Here is an 18,130-nt window from a genome sequence, read left to right as displayed (position 1 = left end):
GTGAATTCAAGTTACTGGGGTAAAACAAGTTACATAATATCTGTAAAATGAGGTGCGTTGTAGGGCACTTTTTTTAATTTAACTATATTAGCATTATGCTATCGAAGAAAACAAAATACGGTCTTAAAGCCCTAACTTACATTGCCCGAAGTAAGGATGATACTCCTGTTCAGGTAGGGGAGATTGCTAAATATGAGCAAATTCCTCAAAAATTTTTAGAAAGTATTTTGCTAACACTTCGGAAATCAGGGTTTTTAGGTTCCAAAAAGGGTAAGCACGGCGGTTATTATCTGTTGAAAGATCCAAAGGACATTTTAATGACGGAGGTCATGCGCGTTTTGGAAGGTCCCATCGCTATGGTTCCCTGTGTAAGCTTGAATTATTACGAGCAGTGTGATGACTGCCCCGACGAGAAAACCTGTAGTGTTCATAAATTGATGCTTCAGGTACGCGATAATACTCTGGAGATATTCCGAAACACCTCTTTAGCCGATTTATCAGTAGTTTAAATACTGCGATTTTCGCAATTATCCTCCATATTCTTCCTAATATTTAAAGGATTCGGGTAAATATTTTCAATTTTCCGAAAAATTAAAACATCTCCTTTTTTGTTTCAATTTAATTTCTACATTTGTAATTCCTATTAAATTGATAGGAATTATAGAAAATAGTAAAAATTGGTATTGATATGCTAATACAAACGAAAGAAAAAACGAGTTACAAAACAGATATTCTGGATGAAAAACCACTGCGAAGTGTAGTGAAATCATTGAGTTGGCGAACCATCGGAACTTTGGATACCATCGTTATTTCCTGGTTGGTAACGGGAAAATTAGATTTGGCCTTTTCTATAGGAGGCATCGAACTCATCACAAAAATGATACTATACTTTTTTCACGAACGCATTTGGAATGCCATACAATGGGGAAAATAATGATACAAAAAGAAACTATAACTAAACTAAATAGAGATTTGGCAGCAGCTGCGCCGGAGGATATTATTAGACAAGCCTTAGAATTATCCGGCAAAGCTGTTGTCACAACTAATTTCCGACCGTACGAGGCGGCTATTTTACATGCTGTTACAGCAGAATCACCAAAACTTCCGGTGGTTTGGTGTGATACCGGGTACAATACCCCGCAAACCTATCGCCATGCAGAAGCTGTCATAGCACAATTGAATTTGAATATTTTTTTATACGTGCCTAAGCAAACAGCGGCACACCGCGATGTGGTTTTAGGAATTCCTGAGATCGACACGCCGGAACATCAATTATTTACAGAACAAGTGAAACTTGAACCGTTTAAACGTGCTATGAGAGAACATAAGCCTGAGGTTTGGTTTACCAATTTGAGAAAAGGACAAACGGCGTTTAGAAACAGTATCGACATTTTTAGTTTGAGTAACGATGGCGTACTTAAGGTGAGTCCGTTTTATCACTGGTCTGATGAACAGTTGGATGATTATTTGAAAGCCCACGATTTACCAAACGAATTTAAATATTTTGACCCCACAAAAGCATTGGCTAACCGCGAATGTGGTTTACATGCTTAAAATAAAAAACGATGTACAAAGACACAGCGCATATAAATTCATTAGAAAACGAAGCCATTTACATCTTAAGAGAAGTAGCGGCACAATTTGAAAAACCGGTATTGTTATTCTCCGGTGGAAAGGATTCCATAACCCTGGTGCGTTTGGCAGTAAAAGCCTTCTATCCGGCAAAAATTCCGTTTCCCTTGATGCATATTGATACGGGACATAATTTTCCTGAAACCATTGAATTCAGAGACCGATTGGTTGAAGAACTTGGTTTAGACCTCATTGTGCGTCACGTTCAGGATTCCATTGATGAAGGTAAAGTTCGCGAAGAATCCGGGCGTTATGCCAGTCGGAATGCCTTGCAAACCACCACACTTTTAGATGCGATCGAGGAATTTAAGTTTGATGCCTGTATTGGTGGAGCGCGCCGTGATGAAGAAAAAGCCCGTGCCAAAGAACGCATATTTTCAGTACGAGATGATTTTGGCCAATGGGATGAAAAGAACCAGCGTCCTGAATTGTTCGATATGCTTAATGGTAGTATTGAGTTAGGACAGAATGTTCGGGTATTTCCAATTTCCAACTGGACGGAATTGGACGTGTGGTCTTATATCGAAAGAGAACAAATTGAAATTCCATCCATTTATTTCGCGCATAAACGTAAAGTCTTTTTACGCGACGGATTGATCTGGACCGCCGATGATGAGGTTGTGTATCGTGATGAGCACGAAGAAGTGTTTGAAGAGTTTGTAAGATTCCGAACCGTTGGCGATATGAGTTGCACCGCAGCTGTATTGTCTTATGCCACAACCATTGATAAAGTGGTGGAAGAGATCAGGGAAAGCAGCATTTCAGAACGCGGAGCTCGAATTGATGATAAACGTTCGGAGGCCGCTATGGAGAAACGCAAACAGCAGGGGTATTTTTAATCCCCTAGTACCTAAGGGGAACTAGTAATTTTTCTGAAAATTATCTTTCTAGGGATTGATTTTCAGTAAGATGTAAAAGAATAAATATTAATTTTTAAAATTTACCTGTAAAGAACTCCCTCTCTTTTGGAGCGGGTTGGGGTGAAGAATGGAAGTATTAAAAATAGCAACAGCAGGAAGTGTTGATGATGGTAAAAGTACCCTTATCGGACGTTTACTTTACGATACAAAATCGTTAACGACAGATAAGTTAGAAGCCATTGAAAAAACAAGCAAACAAAGGGGGTATGATTATTTGGATTTTTCGTTAGCCACCGACGGCTTGGTAGCCGAACGCGAACAAGGAATTACAATTGACGTAGCGCACATTTATTTTTCTACCAAGAAGAAAAGCTACATTATCGCGGATACACCGGGCCATGTGGAGTACACACGAAACATGGTTACCGGTGCGTCTACCTCGCAAGCTTCCATCATTCTTATTGATGCGCGAAAAGGGGTGATCGACCAAACGAATCGTCACTTTTTCATCAATAATTTATTACGCATCAAGGATGTTGTGGTTGCTATCAACAAAATGGACCTGGTGGATTATTCAGAAGAAATTTATGAAAAAATCAAATCTGATTTTGGAGCTTTGATGGCAAAACGTGATTATCAGGACCAAAAGATCACTTTTATTCCGGTGAGTGCTTTGAAAGGCGATAACGTCGTTCATCAATCAAAAGAAATGTCCTGGTACAATGGCCAAACCTTGTTAGAGCATTTAGAACAGTTACAAAAGGCAGATATTTACAACGTTGGTACACCACGTTTCCCGGTGCAATATGTTATTCGCCCCAAGACTGAAGATTTTCACGATTTCAGAGGTTATGCCGGGAAAGTATATGGCGGTGAATTAAGTGTGGGCGATGAAGTAGTTGTATTACCCTCGCAAACCAAATCAAAAATCAAAGCCATTTATTTTTATAAAGATCAATACCAAACAGCTTCGAGACGCTCTTCCGTTACCATTACTTTGGAAGATGATATTAATGTGAGTCGTGGTGATATGATCGTGAAATCCGGTGATTTACCAACGGTAGAAAAAGAATTTACAGCCAATGTCTGTTGGATGGATTCTGAGAAACTAATGCCCGGCGGAAAGTATGTGGTGCAGCATGGAATAAACAAAGTGTTAGCCAAAGTGGCATCCATCCATCACAAAATAAAACCGGATTATTCAGGAACTGAAGACCATGTTTCAGGATTGGGCATGAACGATATCGCTTCGGTAAGTTTCAAATTAAACAAACCTATTTTTTACGATCCCTTTAAAAACCACAGAACGAACGGTTCCTTCATTTTAATCGATACCAGAAATAATAATACGGTTGGTGCAGGTTTTATTCAATAAAAAATAACCATGCAAAGTTTTAGAACAGAAATAGAAAATCCACTTGTGGAGAAAGATATTATTGAATTAGCTGAAAAAATTGAGCTTTTCAATAATGGTAAAATAGACGAGGAAAAGTTCCGAAGTTTGCGTCTGGCACGTGGTGTTTATGGGCAACGGCAGGAAGGTGTTCAGATGATTCGTATCAAACTACCCTATGGTAAAGTGAAAAGTCATCAGCTTCACCGTATTGCTGATGTTTCGGATGAATATTCCCGTGGACGCTTACACATTACGACACGTCAGGATATCCAAATTCATTATGTGGATCTGAACAGAACGCCCGAGTTGTGGGCGGCATTGGAGCGCGATGAAGTAACACTTCGTGAAGCCTGTGGTAATACAGTCCGGAATGTTACCGCCAGTGAAACCGCCGGAATTGATGTAAATGAACCTTTTGATGTATCGCCTTATGCTGAGGCTGTTTTCAAATTCTTTTTACGTCATCCTATTTGTCAGGAAATGGGTAGAAAGTTTAAAGTCTCCTTTTCAGCCTCTGATGAAGATACCGGTTTATCTTACATGCACGATCTAGGGTTTATTGCGAAGATCCAAAATGGTGTTCGTGGCTTTAAGGTGATGATTGGTGGCGGATTAGGATCGCAACCGCGTCATGCCGATGTGTTCTATGAGTTTTTGGAATCCGACAAGATCATCCCCGTTATGGAAGGCGTGTTGCGTATTTTCGATCGCTATGGTGAACGTAAAAGTCGCGCGAAAGCCCGATTGAAATTTTTATTGAAGGATATCGGGCTTGAGGAATTGAAAGCTCTGATTGCTGAAGAACAAAAGGCCATTGAACATGATTCGGTGCCTATTGATGCTGATGCTTATGAAGCTTCAAAGCCAAAAAGCGTTGAAGCTCCTCAAGTGGAAATTACAGATGAAAAAGCCTTTGAAATATGGAAATCCAATAATCTGGTTCCTCAAAAACAGGATGGATATGTGGCTATTGGAATAAAGGTTTTATTAGGTGATTTCTACACGGATAAAGCTCGTTTATTAGCGGATCTGGTTGAAAAATATGCCGCCGGTGAAATTCGTTTGACGCTGCGTCAAAACATACTTATTCCTTTTGTGAAGGAAGCATTAGTGCCGTTTTTCTACACAGAACTTGAAAAATTAGGTTTTGCAGAACCGGGTTACAACAAAGCTGTTGATATTACGGCCTGTCCCGGAACGGATACCTGTAATTTAGGAATCGCCAGTAGTACCGGTATTGCAGATGAACTGGAACGCGTTATTAAAGCGGAATATCCACAGTATTTGAATAATAACGATGTTGTGATCAAGATCAGTGGTTGTATGAATGCCTGTGGTCAGCACACTATGGCGCATATTGGATTTCAGGGTATGTCTGTGCGCACGCCTGATAAATTGGTAGCTCCGGCATTACAAGTGTTATTGGGTGGTGGCAACAAAGGCAACGGACAGGGTGTTTTTGCAGATAAAGTAGTGAAAGTACCCAGCAAGCGTGGTCCGGAAGCATTGCGACGTATTTTAAATGATTTTGAAGCCAATGCTGAAGGAAAATCCTTTGAGGCCTATTATGCCGTAACCGGTGAGCGATATTTCTATGACCTGTTGAACGATCTTCAGGACGTATCAAATTTAACTCAGGATGATTTTATCGATTGGGGCACCAATGAGCAATATGTCAAGGAAATAGGCATCGGTGAATGTGCCGGTGTTGTGGTGGATTTAGTAGCGACCCTATTTTTAGAAAGTGAAGAAAAGATTGAAAATGCCGAGGAAGCCTTTGAAAATAAAGTGTATTCTCATGCCATTTATCACGCCTACACATCCATGGTTAATTCGGCGAAAGCCTTATTACTTGCCGAAAATAAAAGAACGAATTCGCAGGCCAATATTATAACGCAGTTTGATGAATTATTTATAGAAACCGGCGAGATTGAATTAGGGAAATCCTTTTCTGAGATCATATATGAAATAAATAAATTCGCTCCAACAAAAGATTTTGCGATACACTATGTCGCTAATGCAAAGTCCTTTTTAAAACAGGTAAAACAGTTTAGAGAAGCGTCGCTCGGAGCATTAAAATAGAGGGATATGAAACATGTAGCAGTAAAAACCCCAACATTAACCGTCGTAGGCGCAGGACCGGGAGACCTTGATTTGATCACGGTAAAAGCCATCAAAGCTATTGAATCTGCAGATGTAATTCTCTACGATGCTCTGGTGAATGAAGATTTATTGAACTACGCCAAAAAAGATACAGAGTGTATTTTTGTTGGAAAGCGCAAAGGGTGCTATAGTTACCAGCAAGAGCAGATCAACGAGCTTATTGTTATGAAAGCCCAAACCAAAGGTCATGTGGTACGCTTAAAAGGCGGTGATCCCTTTATTTTTGGTCGTGGTGCTGAGGAAATCGATTATGTACGCCCTTTTGGTTTGGAAACCTATGTGGTTCCCGGAATTACATCTGCTTCGGCAGTGCCGGCGTATCAGGGAATTCCGCTCACAAAGCGCGGTTCATCCGAAAGTTTTTGGGTGGTTACAGCTACCACAAAGAATCATACACTGTCACAGGACGTGGCGCTGGCAGCTCAATCCACCGCTACCGTGGTTATATTGATGGGCATGCACAAGCTGTCACAGATTGTTGAGGTCTTCAAAGGTTTTGGAAAACAGAATACGGCTGTGGCCATCATTCAAAACGGAACGCGTGAGGATGAACAGGTTGGAATTGGTACTATTGAATCGATTGAGTATCTTGCACAGGAAAAACAATTGAGTTCGCCGGCGATCATTATTATTGGTGATGTGGTTAAAGAACGGGCTGTTTTAGGAGAAATTAAGCATGAATTTGCAAAGGCTTAAATGATGGAACGAAATAATTTATACCCCGTTTTTTTAAAAGTTAAAAACCTGAAGGTTCTCATTGTAGGTGGGGGTTATGTGGCTGAAGAAAAATTGCGATTTTTGCTGAAGTCGAGTCCGGATGCTGACGTGACGATGGTCTCACCGATGTTCAGACCGGATACCATGGTTCTGGCTAAAACAGGAAATGTAACCTTGATTGATGACGTTTACGAAAAAAACTATTTACAAGGTAAGCATGTGGTTGTGGCTACGACCGATATACCTGAGGTTAATATTCAGGTTTGGAAGGATTGCCGTGCCGAAGCCAAATTGGTCAATGTGGCTGATAATCCACCGTATTGCGATTTTTATATGGGTGGTATTGTTACGAAAGGTAACGTGAAAATTGCGATTTCGACCAATGGGAAATCGCCAACAACGGCCAAACGTTTGCGTCAGTTTTTTGAGGAGGTGATCCCTGAAAACATTGATGATTTGGTGAAGAATTTAAATGAATACAGAAAAACAATACAAGGAGATTTTGAGGAGAAAGTGTCAACCCTCAATGAATTTACCAAAGGATTAATTGCTAAAAAAGAATCATAAGATGATAAAAACAGATATCCTAATCATAGGAGCAGGACCAACAGGGTTATTTACCGTTTTTGAAGCGGGGTTATTACAATTAAAATGTCATTTGATTGACGCTTTACCACAACCCGGAGGGCAATGTTCCGAGATCTATCCTAAAAAACCTATTTATGATATTCCCGGTTTTCCGGAAATACTAGCCGGTGATCTCACCAGGAATTTATTAGAACAAGGGAAGCAGTTCGAACCCGGATTTACTCTGGGCGAACGTGCCGAGACCATAGAAAAACAAGATGATGGTTCGTTTATCGTAACCACAAATAAAGGCACCAAACATCAAGCTCCTGTTGTGGCTATTGCCGGTGGCCTGGGCTCTTTTGAACCTAGAAAACCACTTATCGATAATGTTGCCCGCTATGAGGATAAAGGTGTGGAATACATTATAAAAGATCCGGAGTTCTATCGTGATAAAAAAGTGGTCATTTCGGGAGGTGGTGATTCTGCCTTAGACTGGAGTATTTTTTTAGCCGATGTTGCTTCAGAGGTAACTTTAATTCACCGAAGAAATGAATTTCGAGGGGCGCTTGATTCCGTAGAGAAAGTTCGCGAATTAACCTTGTTAAATAAGATCAATCTTATTACACCGGCTGAAGTGGTAGCTTTAAAAGGGAAAGGGAAACTCGAATCGGTAACCGTACAAAAAGAGGATGAATCCTTTGAGTTACAAACAGATCATTTTGTACCTTTGTTTGGCTTATCGCCGAAATTAGGACCGATAGGAGATTGGGGACTGGAGATCGAAAAAAACGCGATCAAGGTTGATAATTCAAAGAATTACCAAACCAACATTCCCGGAATTTTCGCTATTGGTGATGTAAACACCTATCCGGAGAAATTAAAGTTGATCTTATGTGGCTTCCATGAAGCAACATTAATGTGCCAGGCGGCCTATCGTATCATCAATCCGGGTAAGAAATATGTTTTAAAATATACCACCGTAAGTGGTGTAAATGGTTTCGACGGTACGCGCAAAGAGGCGCCAAAAGCAGTTGTTCAATCCATTAAATAACCTATTCCACCTACGTGAAAAGTTACAATGTTTGTTTAAAAGATACGGTTAAAACATTCACCAAAAAACTATTTTATTCCCTATTCGATGCGGAGCAAGCTGAGATTCATGAAGCTTTCCTCGAAACAACCTTTTTGAAAATCCTCAATAAACTGGAAATTGAAAATGGAAACTCGATCTGGGAAAAATTCAGAACACAGCTGCCTGAAATCAGAGCCAGGCTCGATAAAGATGCGATAGCTTTTGAATGTAACGATCCGGCATCACATTGCCTGCAAGAAGTATATTTGGCATATCCGGGTTTTCATGCGATATCCATTTATCGTTTAAGTCATGAGTTACATACTCTGGGGGTTTATATTTTGCCCCGTATGATGAGTGAATACATTCACGGGATCACAGGAATCGATATTCATCCCGGAGCAAGTATAGGCGAATCGTTTTACATCGATCACGGTACCGGTATTGTTATCGGGGAAACCTCAGTTATTGGTAATCAGGTGAAAATTTATCAGGGTGTTACTTTAGGAGGTATTCAAATTTCAAAAGAATTAGCTTCTGTAAAACGCCATCCTACCATTGAAGACAATGTAACGATCTATGCGAACGCAACTATTTTAGGTGGTGATATTACGATCGGAAAAAATAGTATTATCGGGGCCAATGTTTGGATTACGCAATCGGTACCCGAAAATTCAGTGGTGACCTATCAAACTGAAATAAAAATCAGACCCAGAAAAAATGGCATTCGAAAAAAATAGCATATTAAACGAAATAGGAAATACACCTTTAGTTGAAGCGTCACATTTACTTTCCAAACCGGGAGTACGTTTGTTTTTAAAACTAGAAGGGAATAATCCTGCCGGAAGTGTTAAGGATCGCCCGGCTTTTAATATGGTGAATGAAGCATTAAAACGTGGTGATATAAAAAAAGGCGATACGCTTGTTGAAGCAACCAGCGGAAATACCGGGATTGGTTTGGCCTTTGTGGCCAATCTGTTAGGTTTAAAAATGGTGCTAATCATGCCTGAAAATTCTACGGAAGAACGTGTGAAAACCATGAGGGCCTACGGTGCTGAAGTGATTTTAACGCCTGCTGACATTGGAATTGAAGGGTCTCGCGATCTGGCTTTCAAATTACGTGATGAAAAAGGATATACTTTACTGAACCAGTTTGAAAATGATGATAACTGGAAGGCTCATTATAAAACGACCGGACCGGAAATCTGGAGAGATACCGAAGGTAAGATCACGCATTTCGTAGCCACGATGGGAACGACCGGAACCATTACCGGAACATCGAAATATTTGAAAGAACAAAATCCTAATATTGAAATTGTTGGAGCGCAACCTGCTGAAGGTGCTCGAATTCCCGGTATCCGTAAATGGTCTCCGGAATATGTGCCAAAATTCTTCGATCCAAAACGCGTTGATACAGTTATTGATGTTTCGGAAGAAGATGCCAAAGCAACAACGCAACGTTTGGCAAAAGAAGAAGGTGTTTTCGCGGGTATGAGTAGTGGTGGCTCGGTGTATTGCGCGCTGCAAACCGCAGAAAAAATAGATAAGGGATTAATAGTAGCTATTATTTGCGACAGAGGTGACCGCTATTTATCATCAACCTTATTTGATTAATTTTTTATAGCCTTTTTCAAGGTTAAGAAAAATATAGTTATTATTTTTGTCGCAGTTCATAACTGTACTATATGTTATCAAGAAAGGCCGAGGGACTAGACCCGTTGAAGCCTTGGCAACCCTTTTTTCTGTAACACAGATTAAAGAAGGTGCTAAATTCTACTAATAAACTTTTATTAGAAAGATAACGAAAAGTGTTTCCCTTACTTTTCTTGATGACATACAGATACATAAAACAAAAGGTATGTCAACAACCTTACAAAAAGCTTTACAAGACCGCATTTTAGTGCTGGACGGCGCTATGGGTACCATGTTGCAGGCGTATAAATTTAATGAAGCCGATTTTAGAGGCGAGCGTTTCAAAGATTATCCAACTGCATTGCAGGGTAATAATGATCTTTTATCCATTACCCAACCGCAGGCTATTAAAGAAATTCATGCGAAATATTTTGCGGCCGGAGCGGATATCGTGGAAACAAATACCTTTTCCGGGACACGCATTGCTATGGCCGATTACCAGATGGAAAATCTGGTGTATGAGTTGAATTATCAGTCGGCGAAATTGGCCAAAGAGGTTGCCCAGGAATTTACAACCAGAGAACCCAATAAACCTCGTTTCGTAGCTGGTTCGATAGGGCCTACAAATCGGACGGCAAGTATGTCGCCTGACGTGAATGACCCGGGATATCGCGCAGTAACTTTTGAAGATCTGCGTGTGGCTTATAAAGAACAGGTAGAAGCCTTGATCGATGGTGGCGTTGATATACTTCTAGTAGAAACCGTGTTTGATACGCTCAATGCGAAAGCCGCCTTGTTTGCCATTGAAGAGGTGAAGGAAGCGCGTGGTATGGATATCCCTATCATGTTGAGTGGTACCATAACGGATGCTTCAGGAAGAACTTTATCGGGGCAAACGGCGGAAGCTTTTTTGATCTCGGTGTCGCATATACCCTTGTTATCCATTGGATTTAATTGCGCCTTAGGAGCGAATCTCTTGCAACCGCATTTAGAGGCTATTGCCAAGAAAACAGATTTTGCAATTTCAGCACATCCCAATGCGGGTTTGCCCAATGCGTTTGGTGAATATGATGAATCTCCGGAGGATATGGCAGAGCAAATAGAAGCCTATTTTAAGAAGAATTTGGTAAACATCATTGGTGGTTGCTGCGGAACCACACCGGAACATATTCGGGTGATCGCTAATGTAGCAGCAAAATATGAACCGCGGCCTTTGGCTGTGGCAGTTTAGGAAGAATGAATAAAAAAGGATACGTCATTGCGAGCATAGCGAAGCAATCTCTCGAATAATTAACTCTAGAGTTCATTTGAAAAGATTACCACGTCGCGAAGCTCCTCGTAATAACGTATAAAATACATAAAGCCTCATAGGTGTCATTCCCGCGGAGGCGGGAATCTACGGAGCGAAGCACCTCGTAATAACAAAAAATAAATTTGAATTAATATTAATTCATGGCATTAAAACAAACAAAATACATGCGTTTATCCGGTTTAGAACCTGTGGTTTTAAACGCGAACAGCAACTTTGTAAACGTTGGGGAACGCACCAACGTGGCCGGGTCACGCAAGTTTTTACGTTTAATTAAAGACGAACAATTTGATGAGGCTCTAGAGATTGCCAGACACCAGGTGGATGGTGGTGCGCAGATCATTGATATCAATATGGATGATGGTCTGATCGATGGTAAAAAAGCCATGGTTAGGTTTTTAAATTTGATCGCTGCCGAACCCGATATTTGTCGCGTACCCATCATGATCGACAGTTCCAAATGGGACATTATTGAAGCCGGTTTACAGGTAGTTCAAGGGAAATGTGTGGTGAACTCCATTTCGTTGAAAGAAGGAGAGGAAAAATTTATCTGGGAAGCCAAGCAAATAAAGCGCTATGGCGCTGCCATGATCGTGATGGCTTTTGACGAAGTAGGACAGGCGGATAATTACGAACGCCGTATTGAAATTGCAAAACGGTCCTATGATATTTTGGTGAATAAGGTTGGTTTTCCTTCGGAGGATATCATTTTCGATTTGAATATTTTTCCGGTAGCCACAGGTATGGAAGAACATCGCAGAAATGCTATCGATTTTATAGAAGCCACACGTTGGGTTCGAAATAATTTGCAAAACGTTTCCGTAAGTGGTGGCGTAAGTAATGTGTCCTTTTCATTTCGTGGGAACGATACGGTGCGGGAAGCAATGCATTCGGCATTTTTGTATCATGCCATCCAAGCGGGAATGAATATGGGTATCGTAAACCCTGCGATGCTAGAGGTTTATGATGATATTCCGAAAGATCTCCTCGAACATGTCGAGGATGTTTTGTTAGACCGTAGAGATGATGCAACAGAACGTTTATTAGAATTTGCTGAAACCGTTAAAGGTGAAAAAGCTGAAAAAACGGCGGACCTTTCCTGGCGTGAGAATCCGTTGCAAGAACGTATTACCCATGCTTTGGTAAAAGGTATCGACGCCTTTATTATTGAAGATATTGAAGAAGCGCGTTTGGCCGCCAATAAACCCATCGAAGTGATTGAAGGTGAATTGATGACCGGGATGAATGTGGTTGGCGATCTGTTTGGAGCGGGAAAAATGTTCTTACCACAAGTCGTGAAATCGGCACGGGTAATGAAAAAGGCAGTGGCTTATTTGAATCCGTTTATTGAAGCAGAGAAAACCGATAAGCAGGAACCTGTTGGGAAAATCCTGATGGCGACCGTGAAAGGCGATGTTCATGATATTGGTAAAAATATTGTGAGTGTGGTTCTGGCTTGTAACAATTATGAGATTGTGGATTTAGGCGTCATGGTACCACCGGAAAAAATTATTGAAACCGCGATTAGAGAGCGTGTGGATGCGATTGGTTTATCCGGATTGATCACACCGTCTTTGGATGAAATGGTGTATTTGGCTAAAGAAATGCAGCGTGAGAATTTTGAAGTGCCACTTTTAATTGGTGGTGCTACAACCTCTAAAGCACATACCGCAGTTAAAATAGACACCCAATATAAAAACGCCGTAGTGCACGTGAATGATGCGTCGCGGGCGGTAACTGTTGTTGGGGATTTATTGAATAAAAATTCCAGTAAGGCTTATGTTGCCAAGCTAAAAAAAGATTATGAGGAATTCCGGACCAGGTTTTTAAAACGCGGTAAGGAGAAAAATTATATTTCACTGGCAGAAGCACGGGGTAAAAAGTTTACACCGGATTGGGAACAATATCTACCGGTAAAACCTAAAGAAATGGGTATTCAGGTATTGGAGCAGTTAAGTTTAAAGGATCTGTTGAACTTTATTGACTGGAGTCCGTTTTTTAGAAGTTGGGATCTGCACGGAAAATATCCGGAGATTTTGAAAGATGATCTCGTTGGTGAACAGGCTACCCAGTTATTTGATGATGCGCAAATGATGATCCAGGAGATTATTGCCAAACAACAATTAAAGCCAAAAGCAATTTTCGGACTTTTTGAGGCGAATAGTGTAGAGGACGATATTGTGGTGAAGAAAAAAGGCGAAGCTATTGCCGTATTCCGAACCTTGCGTCAGCAGTTAAAAAAACGTGAAGGATTAGCTAATTTTGCTTTAGCTGATTTTGTTGCACCGGAAACCTCGGGAAAAACCGATTATGTCGGGGCGTTTTGCGTGGGGATTTTTGGAGCTCAGGAATTGGCTGAAAGTTTCAAAGCGAAGCATGATGATTATAACGCGATCATGGCACAGGCATTGGCAGACCGATTTGCAGAAGCCTTTACAGAATATTTGCACAAACAAATTCGGATAAAGCATTGGGGTTATGCGCCGGATGAGGATTTGAGTAACGACGATCTAATTAAAGAACATTATAAAGGCATCAGGCCGGCACCGGGATATCCGGCTTGCCCGGACCATTTGGAGAAGGAAACCATTTGGGACTTGCTGGATGTTGAAAATAAAATAGGCGTATCGCTAACCGAAAGTCTGGCGATGTGGCCGGCAGCAGCGGTATCCGGATATTATTTTGCTCATCCTGAAGCAAAGTATTTTGGATTAGGTAAAATTACTGATGATCAGGTTACCGATTATGCCAATAGAAAAGGTATTTCGAAGGACAAAGCCCGAAAATGGTTGCATCCTAATATTGCAGAATAGCCTGCGTTAGGGATTGCAGCGGCATCCTTTTTTGACGCAGGAAAAAAAGATATAGCGGAAAGCGCGACCCTTGTGGTAACGCCCAAAAAACGAATTATGAAAGTAACTGAACATATTGAAAACGCAAAGGGAAAAACCCTGTTTTCGTTTGAGATTATACCGCCGAAAAAGGGGACGAGTATTGACGAACTGTACAATAATATTGACCCGTTGATGGAATTTAAACCGCCGTTTATTGATGTGACCACCTCGCGCGAGGAGTACGTGTATATTGATAAAGGTGATGGCCTTTTGGATCGTAAAATTACAAGGATGCGCCCCGGAACGGTTGGGATTTGTGCGGCGATAAAACACAAATATAACGTGGATACGATACCACATGTATTGTGCGGTGGGTTTACGAAGGAGGAAACTGAATATTTACTGGTAGATTGCCATTATTTGGGGATTGAAAATGTGATGGCGCTTCGTGGCGATGCGATGAAACATCAACAGTACTTTGAGCCTTCGGAAGGTGGAAATCATTTTGCCTGCGATCTGGTGAAACAGATGACCAATTTGAACCAGGGGAAGTATTTGCTAGATGTGGTAGAATCGGATTATAAAACGGATTTTTGTATTGGTGTGGCGGGTTACCCTGAGAAACATTTGGAGGCACCATCGTTGGTATCGGACTTAAAACGTTTAAAAGAAAAGGTAGATGCCGGTGCGGATTATGTGGTGACACAGATGTTTTTTGACAATAAAAAATTCTTTGATTTTGTAGAAAGTGCTCGCGAGATTGGAATTACTGTGCCTATTATTCCCGGGATTAAACCGATTGCCGTAAAACGTCATTTGCAATTATTGCCACAGGTTTTTAAAATTGATATTCCTGAAGAATTGATCTCTGAAGTGGAAGCGTGTAAGGATAACAAAGCTGTAAGACAAGTTGGTATTGAATGGGCTATACAGCAAAGTAAGGAGCTTCGCGATTTTGGTGTGCCTGTGTTGCATTACTACTCGATGGGTAAAAGTGATAATATTAAAGCGATTGCAGAGGCCTTGTTTTAAAAATTCTCTTACTTTTGTGGCGTAATTTTTACCGTTAATGCGCCTATTTCTATTCGGAATCCTATTTTCTCTGAGCTTTTATGGTGTTTCGCAAGAGAAACAGTATACAAATGCTGTGGATGTGAATTATTTTCATGGCAATATTGCGCTTCACAATAACGATATTCTCCATTTAATTAAAGGACATCCGGAAGGTGTTATATTAGGCTGGAACAAACAAACTTATGGTTTTAAAGCCTGGGAGCAACGCTATAATTACCCGGATTATGGATTCTCTTTGGTATACCAGAATTTAAAAAATCCCGAATTAGGGAATGTGATCTCGGCTTATGCCCACTACAATTTTTATTTTTTGAACCGGCATTTGATGCTGCGGATCGGGCAGGGTTTGGCACATACGAATCATCCTTATGACAAGGTGAAGAACTACCGAAATATTGCCTTTGGATCTCATGTTATGAGTAGCACTTTTGTGATGCTGAATTATAAAAGTAAACCCTTTTTTAAAGGCTTTGGTCTTCAGGGTGGTTTGGCCCTGATCCATTACTCCAATGCGAATGTGAAGGCTCCTAATGCGAGTGTTAATTCGATAACTTTGAATTTAGGTGTGACCTATGATCTTGATGCCGATCTGAAACCAAACTATCAATATACCCTGGCAGCCGATGATCGCAAGTTTACAGAACCTGTAAAATACAATCTTGTATTTCGTTCCGGAATAAATGAAAGTGATGTGGTTGGGAGTGGACAATATGCGTTTTATATATTTTCCGGTTATGCCGATAAACGAATTAATAGGAAAAGTGCTTTGCAGTTAGGTGCCGATGTGTTTTTCTCAAATTTTTTAAAGGAACTCATTTATTATCGCAGTGTGGCTTATCCTGAAGAAAATGTGACGGGTAATGAGGATTACAAACGTGTTGGTGTGTTTGCCGGACATGAATTGTTTGTAAACCGTTATTCAGTATTAACACAATTGGGTTATTATGTGTATTATCCTTATGATTTTGAAGGACGCACGTATTTTCGAATTGGTTTGAAAAGGTATTTTGGCGATAAATGGTTCGGCGCGATAACTTTAAAATCGCATGGTGCTAAAGCTGAATGTGTTGAATTTGGAATTGGCGTACGATTATGAAAAAGGTAATTTACATTTTGGTTCTATTGATGCTTTCCTGCAGCGGCGAGAAGGCCGGAGATTGTTTTGAATCGGCCGGACCTTTAACGCAAGAGGAGGTTACAGTTCCTTCTTTTGACAAGATTTTAGTGAATCGAAATATTGAATTAATACTAAAAGACGGTGCTACTCAAAAAGTTGTTGTTGAAGCCGGACAGAATTCACAGCATGATATTACCGCAACAGTTACCGATGGTAAATTGACCTTAACCGATAACAACACGTGTAATTTTGTTCGGGATTATACGAGCATCAAGGTGTATATAACATCTCCTAATATTACTGAGATTCGGGCATCTACGCAATATGACGTGCGCTCTGATGGCGTTTTAAGTTATCCCAGTTTTACCATTTTATCCGAGGATTATAACGATCCGGATGGTTTTCCGAGTGCTAATTTTTATTTGCAACTGGACGTTACTACATTCCGTGTAGTATTCAATAATTTATCCAATTGCTATGTTTCAGGGCATGCCACAAATTTAAATGTGACCTTGGCAGCGGGAACTTCCCGTTTTGAAGGTCGTGACCTTTCAGCAGATAATGTAACCATTTGGAATAGAAGTTCAAATGATATGATCTTGAATCCGCAGCAATCTATAAAAGGTAAAATATCAGGAATTGGAAATGTGATCTGTGCAAACAAACCACCCGTTGTTGATGTTCAGGAATTGTATCGAGGTCGCCTTATTTTTGAGTAGCTTTAGCTTTTCCTGTTAAATCTCTAAACAAGGTTTCCAAACTCGCATTCTTCTGATTGAGTTGCAGAATTTTTAGTTTATTATCGTGTGCAAAATCGAATACATGACCGCGCATATCTTCGCCGGTTTTAAAGGTGATCTCATATACAAAATCATGGCTATTTACGACTTTTTCCACTTTAGGAAGTTGCAATAAAAAGGCTTCTTCTACGCGGTAATCGAATTCCACAATAACGGTTTGTTCTTTATCATCCCGAAGGGCTTTTAATTTTTTATCAGCCACAATTTCACCTTGATTTATAATGATCACACGATCGCACATGGCTTCCACTTCCTGCATAATATGTGTCGATAGAAATACCGTTTTGGTCTCTCCCAGACTGCGGATGAGATTTCGAATATCCACTAATTGATTTGGGTCTAATCCTGTAGTAGGTTCGTCTAAAATAAGAACTTCAGGATCATGGAGTAGGGCATTGGCCAATCCCACACGCTGGCGATAACCTTTTGAGAGTTGCCCGATCTTTTTATGAGATTCCGGAGTTAATCCGGTTTGCTCTATAACCTCTTCAATTCTTGATTTTGGTACATTATATATTCCGGCATTAAATTGTAAATATTCACGGATATACAGGTCTAAATAAAGCGGATTGTGTTCCGGTAAATAGCCCACACTTTTCTGAATGTTTTCCGGTTTGTCATCAATACTAAATCCATTAACGCTTGCGGTGCCTTTTGTTGGTTTCAGATACGTCGTTAAAATTTTCATCATGGTGGATTTACCTGCACCATTCGGTCCTAAAAATCCAACAATTTCAGGTTTTTCAATTTTAAATGACACATCGTTAAGGGCTTTCTGCTTACCGTACAATTTGGTGATCCCGGAAACTTCAATAGACATATTATAATTTATTTCTTCAAAAATAATGATTATCTAATGTATTTTGGCAAATGCTGTAAATTCTTTAAAACTTTTAAAAAAACTGTAAAAAAGGCATTTAAGTATTTTGATTTCCTAAATTATTATTTACATTA

17 protein-coding genes and 1 riboswitch are annotated in these 18,130 nt (G+C 40.3%); of the genes, 16 read left to right on the top strand and 1 reads right to left on the bottom strand.

Features of this window, described 5'->3' with window-relative positions; genetic code table 11:
* Nucleotides 1–95: 95 nt before the first annotated feature.
* The 16 genes from ABD682_RS00880 (at nucleotide 96) to ABD682_RS00805 (ending at nucleotide 17,095) form a co-directional block, all read left to right on the top strand.
* Nucleotides 96–509 carry an RrF2 family transcriptional regulator gene (locus tag ABD682_RS00880; protein ID WP_344738003.1) on the top strand — a complete coding sequence of 138 codons (414 nt, stop codon included), beginning with the start codon at nucleotides 96–98 and terminating at the stop codon, nucleotides 507–509.
* 179 nt (nucleotides 510–688) lie between these two features.
* Nucleotides 689–934, top strand: coding sequence for a DUF2061 domain-containing protein (locus ABD682_RS00875; protein WP_344738001.1), 246 nt, complete (start codon nucleotides 689–691; stop codon nucleotides 932–934).
* On the top strand, nucleotides 934–1,554 hold the full coding sequence (locus tag ABD682_RS00870) for a phosphoadenosine phosphosulfate reductase domain-containing protein (RefSeq protein ID WP_344737998.1): 621 nt from the start codon (nucleotides 934–936) through the stop codon (nucleotides 1,552–1,554). The genes ABD682_RS00875 and ABD682_RS00870 overlap by 1 nt, the downstream gene beginning before the upstream one ends.
* A gap of 11 nt (nucleotides 1,555–1,565) precedes the next feature.
* Nucleotides 1,566–2,471, top strand: a complete 906-nt coding sequence (cysD, locus tag ABD682_RS00865; RefSeq protein ID WP_344737996.1) for a sulfate adenylyltransferase subunit CysD — start codon at nucleotides 1,566–1,568, stop codon at nucleotides 2,469–2,471.
* Nucleotides 2,472–2,619: 148 nt separating this feature from the next.
* Nucleotides 2,620–3,867 carry a sulfate adenylyltransferase subunit 1 gene (locus ABD682_RS00860; protein WP_344737994.1) on the top strand — a complete coding sequence of 416 codons (1,248 nt, stop codon included), beginning with the start codon at nucleotides 2,620–2,622 and terminating at the stop codon, nucleotides 3,865–3,867.
* A gap of 9 nt (nucleotides 3,868–3,876) precedes the next feature.
* Nucleotides 3,877–5,970, top strand: coding sequence for a HEPN domain-containing protein (locus tag ABD682_RS00855; protein ID WP_344737992.1), 2,094 nt, complete (start codon nucleotides 3,877–3,879; stop codon nucleotides 5,968–5,970).
* A 6-nt stretch (nucleotides 5,971–5,976) separates the two neighbouring features.
* Nucleotides 5,977–6,747: a uroporphyrinogen-III C-methyltransferase gene (gene cobA, locus ABD682_RS00850; RefSeq protein ID WP_344737990.1), complete on the top strand. Its 771-nt coding sequence runs from the start codon at nucleotides 5,977–5,979 to the stop codon at nucleotides 6,745–6,747.
* Nucleotides 6,748–6,750: 3 nt separating this feature from the next.
* Nucleotides 6,751–7,335: a precorrin-2 dehydrogenase/sirohydrochlorin ferrochelatase family protein gene (locus ABD682_RS00845; protein ID WP_344737988.1), complete on the top strand. Its 585-nt coding sequence runs from the start codon at nucleotides 6,751–6,753 to the stop codon at nucleotides 7,333–7,335.
* 1 nt (nucleotide 7,336) lies between these two features.
* Complete coding sequence (locus ABD682_RS00840) at nucleotides 7,337–8,389, top strand: NAD(P)/FAD-dependent oxidoreductase (protein WP_344737986.1); 1,053 nt, start codon at nucleotides 7,337–7,339, stop codon at nucleotides 8,387–8,389.
* Nucleotides 8,390–8,403: 14 nt separating this feature from the next.
* Complete coding sequence (gene epsC, locus ABD682_RS00835) at nucleotides 8,404–9,150, top strand: serine O-acetyltransferase EpsC (RefSeq protein WP_344737983.1); 747 nt, start codon at nucleotides 8,404–8,406, stop codon at nucleotides 9,148–9,150.
* Nucleotides 9,131–10,024 (top strand): cysteine synthase CysM, encoded by an 894-nt coding sequence (gene cysM / locus ABD682_RS00830; protein WP_344737980.1) that lies wholly within the window; start codon nucleotides 9,131–9,133, stop codon nucleotides 10,022–10,024. The genes epsC and cysM overlap by 20 nt, the downstream gene beginning before the upstream one ends.
* A 71-nt stretch (nucleotides 10,025–10,095) precedes the next feature.
* Nucleotides 10,096–10,215, top strand: a riboswitch (SAM riboswitch).
* Nucleotides 10,216–10,268: 53 nt separating this feature from the next.
* Nucleotides 10,269–11,273, top strand: coding sequence for a homocysteine S-methyltransferase family protein (locus tag ABD682_RS00825; RefSeq protein WP_344737977.1), 1,005 nt, complete (start codon nucleotides 10,269–10,271; stop codon nucleotides 11,271–11,273).
* 221 nt (nucleotides 11,274–11,494) lie between these two features.
* Nucleotides 11,495–14,164: a methionine synthase gene (gene metH, locus ABD682_RS00820; protein WP_344737974.1), complete on the top strand. Its 2,670-nt coding sequence runs from the start codon at nucleotides 11,495–11,497 to the stop codon at nucleotides 14,162–14,164.
* 96 nt (nucleotides 14,165–14,260) lie between these two features.
* Nucleotides 14,261–15,217, top strand: coding sequence for a methylenetetrahydrofolate reductase [NAD(P)H] (metF, locus tag ABD682_RS00815; protein WP_344737972.1), 957 nt, complete (start codon nucleotides 14,261–14,263; stop codon nucleotides 15,215–15,217).
* A gap of 37 nt (nucleotides 15,218–15,254) precedes the next feature.
* On the top strand, nucleotides 15,255–16,355 hold the full coding sequence (locus ABD682_RS00810) for an acyloxyacyl hydrolase (RefSeq protein WP_344737970.1): 1,101 nt from the start codon (nucleotides 15,255–15,257) through the stop codon (nucleotides 16,353–16,355).
* Complete coding sequence (locus ABD682_RS00805) at nucleotides 16,352–17,095, top strand: head GIN domain-containing protein (protein WP_344737968.1); 744 nt, start codon at nucleotides 16,352–16,354, stop codon at nucleotides 17,093–17,095. The genes ABD682_RS00810 and ABD682_RS00805 overlap by 4 nt, the downstream gene beginning before the upstream one ends.
* Here ABD682_RS00805 and gldA read toward each other — a convergent pair.
* A complete protein-coding gene (gldA, locus tag ABD682_RS00800; protein ID WP_344737966.1) occupies nucleotides 17,082–17,996 on the bottom strand; it encodes a gliding motility-associated ABC transporter ATP-binding subunit GldA in 915 nt (304 codons plus the stop codon). The two genes, ABD682_RS00805 and gldA, sit on opposite strands and share 14 nt — an antisense overlap.
* Between the last annotated feature and the right edge of the window lie 134 nt (nucleotides 17,997–18,130).

Source organism: Gaetbulibacter aestuarii, from assembly GCF_039537665.1.
Taxonomy (GTDB): domain Bacteria; phylum Bacteroidota; class Bacteroidia; order Flavobacteriales; family Flavobacteriaceae; genus Gaetbulibacter_A; species Gaetbulibacter_A aestuarii.
This window is presented reverse-complemented; position numbering and strand designations above follow the sequence as displayed.